The 16,560-nt window shown below is 60.4% G+C and carries 12 protein-coding genes; 10 read left to right on the top strand and 2 right to left on the bottom strand.

The annotated features are described in order from the left end of the window. Positions 1-9: 9 nt before the first annotated feature. The 4 genes from BMY54_RS03415 to rarD all read left to right on the top strand — a co-directional run bounded on the left by BMY54_RS03415 (position 10) and on the right by rarD (position 4,980). Entirely contained in the window at positions 10-774 is a 765-nt protein-coding gene (locus BMY54_RS03415; RefSeq protein WP_093429939.1) for a TOBE domain-containing protein, read from the top strand. 70 nt (positions 775-844) lie between these two features. Beyond that, on the top strand, positions 845-2,746 hold the full coding sequence (locus tag BMY54_RS03410) for a PhoX family protein (RefSeq protein WP_093429938.1): 1,902 nt from the start codon (positions 845-847) through the stop codon (positions 2,744-2,746). A 165-nt stretch (positions 2,747-2,911) separates the two neighbouring features. Continuing rightward, complete coding sequence (locus tag BMY54_RS03405) at positions 2,912-3,886, top strand: serine/threonine protein kinase (protein ID WP_093429937.1); 975 nt, start codon at positions 2,912-2,914, stop codon at positions 3,884-3,886. Positions 3,887-4,092: 206 nt separating this feature from the next. After that, on the top strand, positions 4,093-4,980 hold the full coding sequence (rarD, locus tag BMY54_RS03400) for an EamA family transporter RarD (RefSeq protein WP_093429936.1): 888 nt from the start codon (positions 4,093-4,095) through the stop codon (positions 4,978-4,980). Positions 4,981-5,203: 223 nt separating this feature from the next. Here the strand turns inward: rarD and BMY54_RS03395 are convergent, their stop codons facing one another. Next, positions 5,204-5,722 carry a glycine cleavage system transcriptional repressor gene (locus BMY54_RS03395; protein ID WP_093429935.1) on the bottom strand — a complete coding sequence of 173 codons (519 nt, stop codon included), beginning with the start codon at positions 5,720-5,722 and terminating at the stop codon, positions 5,204-5,206. A 504-nt stretch (positions 5,723-6,226) separates the two neighbouring features. Between BMY54_RS03395 and BMY54_RS03390 the strand changes: the two genes are divergently transcribed. After that, positions 6,227-8,404 (top strand): malate synthase G, encoded by a 2,178-nt coding sequence (locus BMY54_RS03390; RefSeq protein ID WP_093429934.1) that lies wholly within the window; start codon positions 6,227-6,229, stop codon positions 8,402-8,404. 337 nt (positions 8,405-8,741) lie between these two features. Here the strand turns inward: BMY54_RS03390 and BMY54_RS03385 are convergent, their stop codons facing one another. Continuing rightward, a complete protein-coding gene (locus BMY54_RS03385) occupies positions 8,742-9,188 on the bottom strand; it encodes a response regulator (RefSeq protein WP_093429933.1) in 447 nt (148 codons plus the stop codon). Between the two features lie 259 nt (positions 9,189-9,447). On the opposite strand from BMY54_RS03385, the gene BMY54_RS03380 reads away from it, so the two are divergent. From BMY54_RS03380 to BMY54_RS03360, 5 genes are all read left to right on the top strand, one after another. After that, positions 9,448-11,382: a DUF294 nucleotidyltransferase-like domain-containing protein gene (locus tag BMY54_RS03380; RefSeq protein ID WP_305881818.1), complete on the top strand. Its 1,935-nt coding sequence runs from the start codon at positions 9,448-9,450 to the stop codon at positions 11,380-11,382. Further along, positions 11,379-12,086 (top strand): 3'-5' exonuclease, encoded by a 708-nt coding sequence (locus BMY54_RS03375; RefSeq protein WP_093429931.1) that lies wholly within the window; start codon positions 11,379-11,381, stop codon positions 12,084-12,086. The genes BMY54_RS03380 and BMY54_RS03375 overlap by 4 nt, the downstream gene beginning before the upstream one ends. Positions 12,087-12,435: 349 nt before the next feature. Next, positions 12,436-12,912 (top strand): RNA polymerase sigma factor, encoded by a 477-nt coding sequence (locus BMY54_RS03370; protein ID WP_189661312.1) that lies wholly within the window; start codon positions 12,436-12,438, stop codon positions 12,910-12,912. Beyond that, a complete protein-coding gene (locus BMY54_RS03365) occupies positions 12,909-13,883 on the top strand; it encodes a FecR domain-containing protein (RefSeq protein ID WP_093429929.1) in 975 nt (324 codons plus the stop codon). Before BMY54_RS03370 ends, BMY54_RS03365 begins: the two co-directional genes overlap by 4 nt. 234 nt (positions 13,884-14,117) lie before the next feature. Then, positions 14,118-16,544 carry a TonB-dependent siderophore receptor gene (locus tag BMY54_RS03360; protein WP_093429928.1) on the top strand — a complete coding sequence of 809 codons (2,427 nt, stop codon included), beginning with the start codon at positions 14,118-14,120 and terminating at the stop codon, positions 16,542-16,544. Positions 16,545-16,560: the final 16 nt, after the last annotated feature.

The following is a 16,560-nucleotide window of genomic DNA, read 5'->3' as shown; positions in this document are numbered from 1 at the left end:
CACCCATTCATGTCCATGCCTTCCCTGCTCTCCCAGCACATCGTCCGCCGTCCGCAGCGCATCGCCCTGCTGCAACATATCGCCGAACAGGGCTCGATCACCCGCGCGGCGAAAAGTGCTGGCCTGAGCTACAAAGCGGCATGGGACGCCATCGATGAGCTGAACAACCTCGCGCAGAAACCGCTGGTCGAGCGCGCCGTCGGTGGTAAGGGTGGCGGCGGTGCGAAACTCTCCAGCGAAGGCGAGCGCGTTTTGCGCCTGTACCAAAAACTGCAGGCCTTGCAGGCCCAGGTGCTGGAGGCAGCGGAAGACGCCAGTGATCTGGATCTGCTCGGTCGTTTGATGCTCAGAACCAGCGCGCGCAATCAGTTGCACGGCAAGGTCGTGGCGATCGAAGCGCAGGGCCGCAATGACCTGATCCGCCTCGAACTGGCCGAAGGCCTGTACCTCGACGCGCAGATCACCCACGACAGCACCGTGCATCTGGAGCTGCAAGCCGGCACCGAAGTGGTGGCCCTGATCAAGGCCGGCTGGCTAGAATTGCTCAGCAATGAGCAGCCTGCAACGTTTGGTCACAATCTTCTCAACGGCACCATCGAAGCGATCCTCGACGCCGAGGATGGCCCGAGTGAAGTGCGCATTGCCCTGCCCAACGGCCATACCCTCTGTGCCCTGGCGGAACCGTTGGACCTGCGCACTCGCGGGTTGGCCATCGCACAACCGGTGCAGGTGCAGTTTTCGCCGTCCAACGTGCTGCTCGGCACGCCGCTGTAATCAGGCGCTGCAACGAAAGCGTCATCGACGCTCATTAAGGTGGCTGCCAAAACCAAGCAGGGAGCCTGATGTGAGCCTATTAGAAGAAAACCAATCCACTGACCTGGAAAAAATGGTCGGCCTCAGCCGTCGCGGTTTCATCGGCGCCGGCGCGCTGTGCGGCGCGGCGATGTTCCTCGGCGGCAGCCTGTTGAGCCGCAGCGCGCTGGCCACTGGCGTCAGTGCCGGCAACAGCCGTCTGCTCGGTTTCGAGAGTATTCCGGCGGCAACCACCGACGTCATCACACTGCCCAAAGGCTACAAGTCTTCGGTGCTGATCAGTTGGGGCCAGCCCCTGCAAAAGAACGGCCCGGCCTTCGACCCGAGTGGCAACGGCACCGCTGCCGCACAGGAAGTGCAATTCGGCGACAACAACGACGGCATGAGCCTGTTCGCCTTCCCCGACGACCGCAACCGCGCGTTAATGGCGATCAACAACGAATACACCAACTACCGCTACCTCTATCCGCACGGCGGCATGCCGCAATCGGCCGAAGACGTGCGTAAAGCACTGGCCTGCGAGGGCGTCTCGGTGATTGAAGTGCAACGCAAGAACGGTCAATGGCAGTTCGTTCAGGGTTCGCGCTACAACCGCCGCATTCACGGCAACTCACCGCTGCGCATCAGCGGCCCGGCAGCCGGTCATGATCTGATGAAAACGGCGGCCGACAAACACGGCAAGAAAGTCCTCGGCACCTTCCAGAACTGCGCCAACGGCAAAACGCCGTGGGGCACTTACCTGACCTGCGAAGAAAACTTCACCGACTGTTTCGGCAGCAGCAATGCCCAGCAACAGTTCGACCCGGCGCAGAAGCGTTACGGTGTCTCCGTCGCCAGCCGCGAGATCAACTGGCACCCGTACGACCCGCGCTTCGACATGGCGAAAAACCCCAACGAACTCAACCGACACGGCTGGGTGGTCGAGATCGATCCGTTCGATCCGCAATCGACCCCGGTCAAGCGCACAGCGCTGGGCCGCTTCAAGCATGAAAACGCCGCACTGGCCGAGACCGACGACGGTCGCGCCGTGGTGTACATGGGCGACGACGAGCGTGGCGAGTTCATCTATAAATTCGTCAGCCGCGACCGCATCAACCATCGCAACGCCAAGGCCAACCGCGACATCCTCGATCACGGCACCCTGTACGTGGCCAAGTTCGATAATGGCGACAGCAACCCCGACCACCCGAAAGGCCAGGGCCAGTGGATCGAGCTGACCCACGGCAAAAACGGCATCGACGCCAGCAGCGGTTTCGCCGATCAGGCCGAAGTGCTGATCCACGCGCGCCTCGCCGCCAGCGTGGTTGGCGCGACGCGCATGGACCGTCCGGAGTGGATCGTCGTCAGCCCGAAGGACGGTCAGGTCTATTGCACCCTGACCAACAACGCCAAGCGCGGCGAAGACGGGCAGCCGGTGGGCGGGCCGAACCCGCGCGAGAAAAACGTCTACGGGCAGATTCTGCGCTGGCGCACCGACCGTGACGATCACGCCTCGAAGACGTTTGCCTGGGATCTGTTTGTGGTCGCTGGCAACCCGGGCGTGCATGCCGGGACGCCGAAGGGTGGCTCGAAGAACATCACCCCGCAGAACATGTTCAACAGCCCGGATGGTTTGGGTTTCGACAAGGCTGGGCGTTTGTGGATTCTCACCGATGGTGACTCGAGCAATGCCGGGGATTTTGCCGGGATGGGCAATAACCAGATGCTCTGCGCCGATCCGAAGACCGGTGAAATTCGCCGGTTCATGGTCGGGCCGATTGGTTGTGAGGTGACGGGAATCAGCTTCTCGCCGGATCAGAAAACCCTGTTTGTCGGGATTCAGCATCCGGGGGAGAACGGCGGTTCGACCTTCCCCGAGCATCTGCCGAATGGCAAGCCGCGGTCTTCGGTGATGGCGATTACGCGTGAGGATGGCGGGATCGTCGGCGCCTGATACACCGCTTTCGCGAGCAGGCTCGCTCCCACAAGGGATCGCATTCCAAATGTGGGAGCTGGCTTGCCAGCGATGGTGTCAGCACAGACACCAACCACCTCCCCGCTGCCATCTGCGCTACCATGCTGGGCCGGACGCGGCAGCCTGCTGCGCGCAGGAGTCAGCATGGCCCACCCGTTTGAAACCCTTACCCCCGACCTCGTGCTCGATGCCGTTGAAAGCATCGGTTTCCTGAGCGATGCGCGCATTCTCGCGCTCAACAGCTACGAAAACCGCGTCTATCAGGTCGGCATCGAAGACTCCGAACCGCTGATCGCCAAGTTCTACCGCCCGCAACGCTGGACCAACGAAGCCATCCTCGAAGAACATCAATTCACCTTCGAACTGGCCAACGTCGACATCCCGGTGGTAGCGCCGCTGATCCACAACGGCGAAACCCTGCACGAACATGCCGGTTTTCGCTTCACTCTGTTCCCGCGTCGCGGCGGTCGTGCGCCGGAGCCGGGCAACCTTGATCAGTTGTATCGCCTCGGCCAGTTGCTCGGGCGCATCCACGCGGTCGGCGCGACCAAGCCGTTCGAGCACCGTGAAGCCCTCGCCGTGCAGAACTTCGGCCACGCTTCGCTGAACACCTTGCTCGAAGGCAACTTCATTCCGAAAAGCCTGCTGCCGGCCTACGAGTCCGTCGCCCGCGACCTGCTCAAACGCGTGGAAGATGCCTACGCCAACACACCGCACCAGAACATCCGCATGCACGGCGATTGCCACCCCGGCAACATGATGTGCCGTGACGAGATGTTCCACATCGTCGACCTCGACGACTGCCGCATGGGCCCGGCGGTGCAGGACATCTGGATGATGCTCGCCGGTGATCGTCAGGAATGCCTGGGGCAGTTGTCGGAATTGATGGATGGCTACAACGAGTTCCACGACTTCGATCCGCGAGAACTGGCGCTGATCGAGCCGCTGCGCGCCTTGCGCCTGATGCACTACAGCGCCTGGCTGGCGCGGCGCTGGGATGACCCGGCGTTCCCGCACAGCTTTCCGTGGTTCGGCACCGAGCGTTATTGGGGTGATCAAGTGTTGGCGTTGCGTGAGCAACTGTCCGCGCTGAATGAAGAGCCACTGAAACTCTTCTGATCACCACCTCCTCCTTGTAGGAGTGAGCCTGCTCGCGATAGCGCTTTGTCAGTCGACGTAAATGTTAAATGTCAGACCGCGATCGCGAGCAGGCTCACTCCTACATTTGTTCGGTGTTCACAATTTCCCGACCATTGCGCTACGGCATTCGTAGACAAATCTCCTTACAATCCCTCCTTTGTTAGCTGCCTAAGCAAGGATTCTGCATGCAAGCCGCCAACCCGCGTCGCGGGTACATTCTGGGCCTGAGCGCCTACATCATCTGGGGCCTGTTCCCGATCTACTTCAAAGCCATCGCCGAAGTGCCGGCCGTTGAAATCATCATCCATCGAGTGCTGTGGTCGGCGCTGTTTGGTGCGTTGTTGCTGATGGTGTGGAAACATCCGGGCTGGTTGCGCGAACTGCTCGACAACCCTAAACGTTTGGCGATTCTGGCCTTGAGCGGCACGTTGATCGCGGCCAACTGGCTGACCTACGTGTGGTCGGTGAATAACGGGCGCATGCTGGAAGCGAGCCTCGGTTACTACATCAACCCGTTGGTAAACGTGCTGTTGGGCATGTTGATTCTCGGCGAACGCTTGCGCCGGATGCAGTGGCTCGCGGTCGGCCTGGCGGCGGTTGGTGTGGCGCAGCAGGTGTGGCAGGTCGGCAGTCTGCCGTGGGTATCGCTGGTGCTGGCGTTGACGTTCGGCTTCTACGGTCTGATCCGCAAACAGGCGCCGGTCAAGGCGTTACCGGGGCTGGTGGTGGAAACCTGGATGCTGGTACCGATCGCAATTGCCTGGTTGCTGTTCAATCAGACCGCGACCAGCGCCCAACCGGAGTTCTGGACCACCTCGCAAGCCTGGTGGCTGGTAGCGGCCGGCCCGGTGACATTGGTGCCGCTGGTGTGTTTCAACGCTGCCACGCGTCACTTGCCCTACACCACCATCGGCTTCCTGCAATACCTGGCGCCGACTTTGGTGCTGCTGCAAGCCGTGCTGCTGTTCGGTGAGCATCTATCGTCCAGCACATTGGTGGCGTTTATCTTCATCTGGGCCGGCCTGGCCGTTTACAGCGTCGACGCGGTGATCAGTTTACGCCGGCGCAGCTGATCAAAAAACGTACAAACCCTCACAGGCCACGGTTCTCGTGGCCTGCATCGTTTCTTCCCAAGGTTATCCACAACGTGATCCCCGCCGTTTGTGTGCAAGTCACTGAATGTTGGCGGTTTTTTGATCAGTTCCGCGCAAGCCCCGGCCGGCTTGGCGCTGCGCCCGGTCTCTACAGGTTATCCACAGGCAGGTGCACGTTAAAACTGGATAACCCGGTCAGCGCTTAACTGTCTGTGCGTAACACCAGTTCGACCATCAGATCATCGGCCAGGGTTTCCAGCCGCGACTGCAATACATCCAGCGACAGGGTTAGCGGTACCGCGAGAATCGCTTCGGCGTGGAACAGCGGTTCGCTGCTCATCGGTGCCGGACGCACTTCAGTCACCAGCCGCTCAAGGTTGACGCCCTGCTCGCTCAACAGCCGGGTGATGTCGCGAACAATGCCGGGCCGGTCATTGCCCACCAGTTCCATGGCGATCGGTTTCCAGGTACAGGATTGTTCGATACCGCTCTCGGCGATCAGCACGCGAATGCCGTGCGTCGACAATGCTTGTAAGGCATCGACTAATTCGTCGTAAGCCTCTGCCGGCACCCCCACCCGAAGAATCCCGGCGAACTGCCCGGCCATCCGCGACATGCGGCTTTCCAGCCAGTTACCGCCGTGTTCGGCAATGCATTGGGCGATGCGCTCGACCTGCCCGGGCTTGTCCGGGGCGAATACGGTGAGTACGAGATGGTCCATGGCGCAGCCCTCTTGTCATGACTTTTGTTATAGAAGGGGGAAGTATAGGCAAGGGTCGATTTTGCGTTGAGGCGACCGACGCTTTCGCGAGCAAGCTCGCTCCCACAAAAACCGGTGCCATAGCAGCCAATTACTATTTATGTGTACAACTTTTTATATTTAGCTGGAACAATCCATCTGTTTTTTGAGAACATCCCGTTCCGCGATGTGACCGCAATGCGACATGAGGTCGCAGAACGACGTAATTAGTCTGATTTTCACAAGCGCAACTCATCATGTAGTATGCCGCAGCGCGCACTACATAACGCTGGATCGATGTCTGCCCAAAGCCTGTTCGCAACCCTGAAAGCCCCGTCAGCAAGGCCCCAAGCCGTTGATTGGTCCCAGCCCAGCCGCCAGCAATGGCATGTACTGGTCGGCAGGTTTGTGGTTTAAATGGCCAGAGGCTTCATTGTCAAATTGAAGAGCTGAAAAGCGAAATAGCTGAGCAGAGTGAGGCAAGCAATGACTGAACACGTTCAAGTCGGTGGCCTGCAGGTCGCCAAAGTCCTGTTCGACTTCGTGAACAACGAAGCCATTCCCGGTACCGGCCTCACCGCCGAAAAATTCTGGGAAGGTGCCGACAAGGTCATTCATGACCTGGCGCCGAAGAACAAAGCCCTACTCGCCAAACGCGATGACTTCCAGGCTCGCATTGATGCCTGGCACCAGGAACGCAACGGTCAGGCGCACGACGCCGTGGCCTATAAAGCCTTCCTGCAAGAAATCGGTTATCTGCTGCCAGAAGCGGCTGATTTCCAGGCAACGACGCAAAATGTCGATGATGAAATCGCCCGTACCGCCGGCCCGCAACTCGTGGTGCCGGTGATGAACGCCCGCTTCGCTCTCAATGCCTCGAACGCCCGCTGGGGTTCGCTGTATGACGCCCTCTACGGCACCGACGCGATCAGCGAAGACGGTGGCGCGGAAAAAGGCAAAGGCTACAACAAGGTGCGGGGCGACAAAGTCATCGCCTTCGCCCGTGCCTTCCTCGACGAAGCCGCACCATTGGCTGCTGGCTCCCACGTCGATTCGACCGCCTACAAAATCGCTGACGGCAAACTGCTGGTCACCCTCAAGGGCGGCAGCAACACCGGCCTGCGCGACGATGCACAACTGATCGGTTTCCAGGGCGACGCCAACGCGCCAATCGCCATTCTGCTGAAACACAACGGTCTGCACTTCGAAATCCAGGTCGACGCCAGCACCCCGGTTGGCCAGACCGACCCGGCCGGCGTCAAAGACATCCTGATGGAAGCGGCTCTGACCACCATCATGGACTGCGAAGACTCCGTGGCTGCCGTCGATGCCGACGACAAAGTGGTGATCTACCGTAACTGGCTCGGCCTGATGAAGGGCGATCTGTCGGAATCCGTTTCCAAGGGCGGCCAGACCTTCACCCGCACCATGAACCCGGATCGCACCTACACCGCGCCAAATGGCGGTGAAGTGACGTTGCACGGTCGTTCGCTGTTGTTCGTGCGCAACGTTGGCCACTTGATGACCATCGACGCGATCCTCGACAGTCAAGGCAACGAAGTGCCGGAAGGCATCCTTGACGGTCTGGTCACTTGCCTGGCGGCGATGCACAACCTCAACGGTAATACCACGCGTCGTAACACCCGCACCGGCTCGGTCTACATCGTTAAACCGAAGATGCACGGCCCGGAAGAAGCAGCGTTCACCAACGAGCTGTTCGGCCGCATCGAAGACGTGTTGGGCCTTACGCGCAACACCCTGAAAGTCGGGATCATGGACGAGGAGCGCCGCACCACGGTCAATCTCAAGGCTTGCATCAAGGCCGCCAGCGAGCGCGTGGTGTTCATCAACACTGGTTTCCTCGACCGCACCGGCGACGAAATCCACACCTCCATGGAAGCCGGCCCGGTTGTGCGCAAGGCTGACATGAAGGCTGAGAAGTGGATCGGCGCCTACGAAAACTGGAACGTCGATATCGGTCTGAGCACCGGCCTGCAAGGTCGCGCGCAAATCGGTAAAGGCATGTGGGCGATGCCCGACCTGATGGCCGCGATGCTTGAGCAGAAAATCGCGCACCCGTTGGCCGGTGCCAACACCGCTTGGGTGCCATCGCCGACTGCTGCTGCGCTGCACGCGCTGCACTACCACAAGGTCGACGTGTTCGCCCGTCAGGCCGAACTGGCCAAACGTGCTCGCGCCTCGGTGGACGACATCCTGACCATTCCGCTGGCGGTCAATCCGAACTGGACTCCGGAGCAGATCAAGAACGAACTGGACAACAATGCCCAGGGCATTCTTGGTTATGTGGTGCGCTGGATCGACCAGGGTGTGGGCTGCTCGAAAGTGCCGGACATCAATGACGTCGGCCTGATGGAAGACCGTGCCACGCTGCGTATCTCCAGCCAGCACATCGCCAACTGGCTGCGCCACGGTGTCGTCACCGAAGCGCAAGTGATGGAAAGCCTCAAGCGCATGGCGCCGGTGGTGGATCGTCAGAACGCCAACGACCCGCTGTACCGTCCGCTGGCACCGAACTTCGACAGCAACATCGCCTTCCAGGCGGCGGTCGAACTGGTGATCGAAGGCACCAAACAGCCGAACGGCTACACCGAGCCGGTGCTGCACCGTCGTCGTCGCGAGTTCAAGAAGGCCAACGGCCTGTAACTTGCGCTGAATGCCGGACATGAAAAAGCCCTGATCGAAAGATCAGGGCTTTTTTGTTTGTGCTGTGGATTGGATTTTTGTGGTGGGCTTGAGATCCACCCCCCTCACCCCAGCCCTCTCCCCCAAGGGGTAGAGGGCTGGGGTGAGGGGGCCGATCTATGTGCTTTTCAAAATCTGAGCTCGGCTCAGGAATTGCCAAGGGTAGAGGGGGAAAGGGAGCCGATATTGGTGCTATTCAAAACCTGAGTTCGACTGAGGAATTTCAGGTCGGTGTACCTCGAACATTCACCGCGGTCAGTCCCCTCTCCCCCTGGGAGAGGGCTAGGGTGAGGGGCTTTTAAGGATCAATACCCAACTCGTGTTTGACCAGACCGAGCAACTTACCCGTATCAATCGGCTTGAGCAAAAAATCCACCACGCTCAGATGCATCGCCGCAATCGCATCTTTCACATCCGCATCGCCGGACACGATGATGATCGGCAGCGCCGCCCGCACCGATTCGCGCACCTGGCGAATCAGCTCAAGGCCACCGACATGGCCCATGCGCAGATCGGTAATCACCAGCCCGATCGACGGTTTTTCTTCGAGCATCTTCAGCGCCGTTTCGCCACTGGCTGCGGTCATGCAACGAATGCCATCCAACGCGAGAATCTCCGACAACAGCTCCCGGGCGTCCTTGTCGTCATCGACGATCAGTACACGCTGCGGCGGCAAATCGGGTTCGAGCATTACAGCGCTGAGCGCTTCACGCTCGGCGTCGCTCAAAATATCGTGGTCGGACATGGCGTTCTCTACGTTTTCAAATCAATCACCTGGCACAGTCGTCAGACATCGCTAAGCAGAGCTTCAATGTGCACTTCGTCGGATTTTTTTCCAAGAGGCTGGCGGGCGAATTTCCGACTGTTTTTGTAGGGCACTTCCCAAATGTGCCCAACGGCAGCTCAAACCTAGACTTACGTCCAATGGGCACCCCGCCCGCAGGGGTCGACCATGGTCAGAACGATCCGACAACAACAATTCGAAAAAGACTGCGGTAATGGTTATGAGTAAAGCGGACGCCTTCACCCAGGCAGGGAAAACCGCGGTATTGCAGAACATTCAGGGCACCCTGCAATTCCTCCAGCGCTTCCCGCCCTTCAATCAGATGGAACACGCCCACCTGGCTTATCTGGTGGAACAATGCCAGCTGCGTTTCTACGGCCAGGGCGAGAGCATCATCAAACCCGCCGACGGCCCGGTTGAACACTTCTATATCGTCAAGCAAGGTCGGGTGGTCGGCGAACGTCAGCACATCACCAAGCCCGGCACCGAGACCACGTTTGAAATCACCACCGGCGAATGCTTTCCGCTGGCCGCGCTGCTCGGCGAACGCGCAACCCGCACCGAACACTTGGCCGGCGAAGACACCTTCTGCCTGCAACTGAACAAACTGGCGTTCATCAAGCTGTTCGCCCTCTCCAACGCCTTTCGCGATTTCGCCTTGCGCGGGGTAAGCAGTCTGCTCGATCAAGTCAATCAGCAAGTGCAGCAGAAAGCCGTGGAAACCCTTGGCACCCAGTATTCGCTGAACACCCGACTGGGCGAACTGGCGATGCGTCACCCGGTGACCTGCAGCCCCGACACGCCATTGCGTGAAGCGGTGAAGCTGATGCATGAGCAACAGGTCGGCAGCATCGTGGCGGTAGATGAACACAAAGCCCCGCTGGGGATTTTCACCCTGCGCGATCTACGCCATGTAGTAGCCGCCGGTGTCGGTGATTTCAACGAAGCGATCGAGCGCCACATGACACCCGCGCCCTTCTACTTGTCGCCGGATCACAGTGCGTTCGATGCGGCAATTGCCATGACCGAACGGCATATCGCCCACGTCTGTCTGGTCAAGGATCAGCGTTTGTGTGGCGTGGTCTCCGAGCGCGATCTGTTTTCCCTGCAACGGGTCGACCTGGTACACCTGGCCCGGACGATTCGCAGCGCCCAGCGCGTCGAACAACTGGTCGGCCTGCGCGGTGAGATCGGCCAACTGGTCGAGCGCATGCTCGCTCATGGCGCGTCGTCGACGCAGATCACCCACATCATCACCTTGCTAAACGATCACACCGTGTGCCGGGTGATCGAGCTGACCCTCGCGGAAAAAGGCGACCCCGGCGTGCCGTTCAGTTGGTTGTGCTTCGGCAGCGAAGGCCGTCGCGAGCAGACGCTGCACACCGATCAGGACAACGGCATTCTGTTCGACGCCCGCGATGCTGCGCATGCAGCAGAGATTCGCGGCAAGCTGCTGCCGATTGCGCAGCAGATCAACCAGAGTCTGGCGCAGTGCGGTTTCACTCTGTGCAAGGGCAACATCATGGCCGGCAATCCCGAGCTGTGTCTGTCGCGGGCAGAATGGGCGCGGCGCTTCGCGGCGTTTATTCGTGAGGCAACGCCGGAGAATCTGCTCGGTTCGAGTATTTACTTCGATCTGCGCGTGGTCTGGGGCGATGAAAAAGGCTGCGAACAATTGCGCCGTGGCATTCTCGATCAGGTCGGCGACAACCGTTTGTTCCAGCGCATGATGGCCGAGAACGCCCTGCGCAATCGTCCACCGGTGGGCCGTTTCCGTGAGTTTGTGCTGGCACGCAAGAATGGCGAGAAAGCCACGCTGGACCTCAAGGTGCAGGGGCTGACGCCGTTCGTGGATGGCGCACGATTGCTCGCGCTGGCTAACGGTATCGACGCCAACAATACCCTCGAGCGCTTCCGTCAGTTGGTCGAGAAAGAAGTCATCGAGCGACTGGATGGCGCGGCGTATGAAGAGGCCTATCATTTCATACAGCAGACGCGCATGCAGCAGCATCAATTGCAGACGCGGGAGAACCTGCCCTATTCCAACCGCGTCGACCCGGACAGCCTCAATCACCTCGACCGGCGCATCCTGCGTGAATCCCTGCGCCAGGCTCAGCGTCTGCAAAGTAGCCTGATGTTGCGGTATCAGCTATGAGCCTGTTCTCGTGGCTGCGCCCGGCGAGTGCGGTGGTGCCGGTGGATTTTCAGCAGCGTCTGGCGCAGCTGCCGACGATTACCGAGCTGAGCGAATGCACACTGCGCGAACAACGCTGGGTGGTGCTGGATCTGGAGACCACCGGGCTGAATCTGAACAAGGACCGTGTGTTGTCGATTGGCGCGGTGGTGATCGAGGACGGCGCGATCGATTTCAGTCAGCAGTTCGAACGCACGCTGCAATGTCGCGAGCTGAAGCTCAGTCCCAGCGTGTTGATTCACGGGTTGGGGCCGAATGCGATTGCGGCGGGCAGTGAGCCGGTCGAGGCGTTGCTGGAACTCCTGGAATTTATCGGCGACAGCCCGGTGCTGGCGTTTCATGCGCCGTTTGATCAGCACATGCTCGGGCGTGCGCTGAAGGAACATCTGGGGCACAAGTTGCAGCAGGTGTTCCTGGATGTCGCCGACATTGCACCGCTAGTGTGCCCGCAAGCGAACATTCGTGAGGCCGGGCTGGATGAGTGGATCGACTGGTTCAAGCTTGAGGTGTTCGAGCGGCATAACGCCAGTGCCGATGCGCTGGCCACTGCAGAGTTGGCGTTGATTCTGTTCAGTCGGGCGCGGGGGCAGCAGATTCATAGTCCGTTGAATTTGCAGCAGCGGTTGAGTCAGTGGAAGCGTAGGCAACAGGCGCCTTCGTTCTGAATCAGAAGCCCCTCATCGGAACGCCGCCCGCCCAGCCCTCTCCCCGAGGGAGAGGGAGCCTACCGAGGTGTCTCGGGTTTTCCATCGACCTGAGAAACCGAGTCGATTATGGATTCAGCAGAAATCTTTCACGTCGGTGTATTGCGACAATATCCCCCAATCGGTCCCCTCTCCCTCCGGGAGAGGGCTAGGGTGAGGGCCAGCCTTTAACGCCCACCTGACCAGTGGCCAATTGCTAACCATTCCCACCTCTGCCACAATCGCGAACAATTCGCGTTAGTTAATATTTCCCAATCGGTGATGTCCGGTGTCGTCAGTCCCAAGCCCTAACAGTGAGCTCGTCGGTGCGATGTATCGTGACCATCGCGGTTGGCTGCTGGCGTGGCTGCGGCGCAATGTGGCCTGCCCGCAACGTGCCGAGGACCTCAGTCAGGACACCTTCGTCCGCCTGCTCGGTCGCGACGACATGCTGACACCGCGCGAGCCACGCGCCTTTCTGGTGGCGATCGCCAAAGGCTTGCTGTTCGACTACTTCCGCCGCGCGGCGCTGGAACAGGCCTACCTCACCGAACTGATGCTGATCCCCGAAGGCGAACAACCGTCGGTGGAAGAACAGCAAATGATCCTCGAAGACCTCAAAGCCATCGACCGCTTGCTCGGCAAACTGTCGACCAAGGCCCGCGCCGCTTTCCTTTATAACCGCCTCGATGGCCTCAGCCATGCCGAGATCGCCGACAAGCTCGGCGTCTCGGTGCCGCGCGTGCGCCAGTATCTGGCCCAGGGGATTCGTCAGTGCTACATCGCGCTGTACGGAGAGCCGACGTGAGCCCGGCCAGTTCCAGACCGGTGCCGGCGCATGTGCTGGACGCGGCGATTGCCTGGCAACTGACCCTCGATTCGAGCAGCCCGCTGGAGCGCGAGGAATTCGCCAAATGGCATGCGGCCCATGAAGAACACGCCCGCGCGTGGCGGCAACTGGGCATGCTCGATCAGCGCTTCAGCGTGGCCAAAGGTCCGGCCCGCAGTGCCTTGCTGCAGTCACGCGAAGGCATTCGCCGCCGGGTGCGCAGACTGGGCAGTGGGCTGGCCAGCGTTGTGCTGCTGGTCGGTGTGGGGCTGTTCGCCAGCGAACGCTTTCTGCCACTGGATTACTGGCTCGCCGATCAACGCACCGCGACCGGTGAGCAGCGCACTGTGCGTCTGGCTGACGGCACTGTGTTGAATCTGAACACCCACAGTGCGGTGGACGTGCGGTTCGATGACAAGCGCCGGTTGATCGTCTTGCAGGAAGGCGAAATTCTTGTCGAAACCGGGCATGGCGATGCGCGCCCTTTTATCGTCGAAACCCGCGAAGGCAGCATGCGCGCGCTGGGTACGCGGTTCCTGGTCAAGCGTGAAGACCAAGGCACGCGCCTGAGTGTGTTGCAATCGGCGGTCGCGGCGCACCCGCAATCCAACCCTGATGAGCAAATTCTCCATGGAGGCCAGCAAGTGCTGCTGCGCCGTGATGGATTGGGTTCGATCGTCGCGCTCAACCCCGGCGCCGATGCCTGGACGCGCGGCATGCTGGTGGTCGATAACGCGCGGTTGGGCGATTTGGTGCACGAGCTCGGGCGTTATCGTCGCGGGTATCTGGGCGTGGCGTCGGACGTGGCTGACCTGCGGATTACCGGTAGCTTCCCGCTGCATGACACCGATAAGGCCCTGAGCGCATTGCTGCCGACCCTGCCGGTGCAGATCGAGCGGCATACGCCGTATTGGGTCACAGTCGCTAAGGCCGAGCCCTCCTCCCCTTGACCTGATCGTTCCCACGCTCTGCGTGGGGATGCAGCTCGGGACGCTCTGCGTCCCTGCCGAAGCGGACGCAGAGCGTCCATTGAGGCATTCCCACGCGGAGCGTGGGAACGATCAAGCCCGCAGAAATGTGGCTGTTTCCAGTTAATCGAAATTATTTTCATCCTGCCCTATCACTTTCTGCTTTTCATCCGGCACACAGGCAATTGAGAAATATTTCCATTCAGGAGCCGCCGTATGTCCCGTTCGCTAGACACCTTGTTGCGCCCCGGTCTGCTGGCCGTCGCCATCGCGCTCAGCGCGCCGCTGATCAGCAGTCCGTTGCTCGCCGCTGAACAAGCGTCCAGCGTGCGCGCCTACAACCTGCCGGCGGCGCCACTGTCGACCACCCTGAACCAGATCGCCAGCCAGGGCGGCATTGCGCTGTCGCTGAATCCGTCGCTGGCGGCGGGCAAGACCTCGGCGCCGGTCAACGGCCAGTACGACGCGGCCGGTGCCTTGCGCGCGGCCCTGCGTGGCACCGGTCTGCAACTGGAACAAAGCAGCACCGGCACCTACACCCTTGTGGCGGTACCTGAAGGGACGTTGGCCCTGCCGGAAACATCGGTTATCGGTGTGGAAAACTTCGAAAGCGCCTGGGGGCCGGTCGACGGCTACACCGCCACCCGCACCGCCGCTGGCAGCAAGACCGACACCGCGCTGGTCGAAGCGCCGCGTTCGATCTCCGTCGTGACTCGCCAGCAAATGGACGACCGCAGCGTGCACAGCCTCGATGACGCCGTACGCTACATGCCGGGTATCACCGCCAGCAGCTACGGCAGCGACACCCGTGCCGACTGGTTGCGTGTGCGCGGTTTCGAACCGACCCAGTTCCTCGACGGCCTGCCGCTGCCAAAAGGCGTGTACGCCAACCCGAAACAGGAAACCTGGAACCTCGACCGCCTCGCCCTGCTGCGCGGCCCGGCCTCCTCGGTTTACGGCCAGACCCCGCCGGGCGGTTTGCTGGACATGGTCAGCCGTCGTCCAAGCGCCGAAGCTAGCAACGAAATCCAGCTGCAATACGGCAGTGACAACCACCGTCAGATCAACTTCGCCAGCACCGGCAAGATCGATGACGCCGGCCAGTTTCTCTATGGCCTCAGCGGTGTGGTGCGCGACAGCGGCACGCAGGTCGATCACGTCGACAACAAGCGCTACAACATCGCGCCGAGCCTGACCTGGAACATCGACGACGACACCAAGCTCACCCTGCTGAGCCAGTTCACCCGCGACGATACCGGCATCACCAGTCAGTTCCTGCCGATTCAGGGCACCAAGATCAAATCACCGTTCGGTGATATTTCCCACCACAAGAATCTGGGTGATCCGGACTGGGAATATTACGATCGCACCTACTACGCGCTGGGCTACGCCTTCGAACATCGTCTGAACGACGTCTGGCAGTTCAAGCAGAACCTGCGCTACACCAAGTCGGACCTGTCGTTCCAGTCGCTGACGCCGGGTTCCTACCCGTTCACCGAAGTGGATGATCAAGGCAACGTCGGGCGCACCAGCACCAGCGTCGAAGAAGACATCAGCCAGTTCGCCGTGGACAACAACTTCCAGGCCGACTTCGCCACTGGCGATATCCGCCACACTCTGTTGTTGGGTCTGGACCATCAGCGCAGCAACACCAACTACACCTCGATCTTCGGTGACGGCCTGACCACCAACGTGATCACGCCGATCTATGGTCAGCCGATCGTGCGTCCAGCGCGCTCCACCGCGTTTTACGATTACGACCAGAAGACCTACCAGACCGGCCTGTACATTCAGGATCAGATGGCCCTCGACCAGTGGCGCCTGACCCTCGGTGGCCGTGAAGACTGGGTGCACACCAGCACCCAGTTCATCAACAAGGGCGATGCCACCAACACTCAGCGCGACAAAGCGTTCAGCGGCAACGCCGCGCTCAGCTACGTGTTCGACAACGGTTTCGTGCCGTACCTGTCGTACGCCGAATCCTTCCAGCCGACCACGGGCGCCGACGCCACCTCGACCGGTTCGCTCAAACCGACCGAAGGCAAGCAGTGGGAACTGGGCATCAAGTACCAGCCACCGGGCAGCAAAACCCTGCTGACCGCTGCCGTATACGACCTCACTCAGAAGAACGTTTCGGTCAACACCTTCGTCAACAACGTGTCGATCACCAGCCAGACCGGCGAAGTGAAAGTCAAAGGCCTGGAGCTGGAAGCGGTTTCCGACGTCACCGACAACCTGAAAGTCATCGCTGCCTACACCCTGGCCAAATCGGAAGTACAAAATGGCGTCGACAAGGGCAATCGCCTGCAACTGATGCCGAACCAGCAAGCGTCGCTGTGGACTGACTACACCTGGCACGCCGGCGTGCTCGACGGCTTCGGCATTGGCGGTGGCGTGCGTTACACCGGCAACACCTACGGCGACAAGGCCAATTCCTGGCTGGGCAAGGCGGACGCCTACACCGTGTTCGACGCTTCGGTGCATTACGACCTCGGCCGCCTGGACAACAGCCTCAAAGGCGCGTCGCTGGCACTCAACGCGACCAACCTGTTCGACAAGGAATACATTTCCACCTGCGACAGCTTCTACTGCTACTACGGCGACACGCGCAGTGTCGTCGCCAGCGCCACTTACAAGTGGTAAGCGCTTGAGCTGAAAC

It is taken from the genome of Pseudomonas sp. ok266 (assembly GCF_900110195.1).
In the GTDB taxonomy this organism is placed as follows: domain Bacteria; phylum Pseudomonadota; class Gammaproteobacteria; order Pseudomonadales; family Pseudomonadaceae; genus Aquipseudomonas; species Aquipseudomonas neuropathica.
This window is presented reverse-complemented; position numbering and strand designations above follow the sequence as displayed.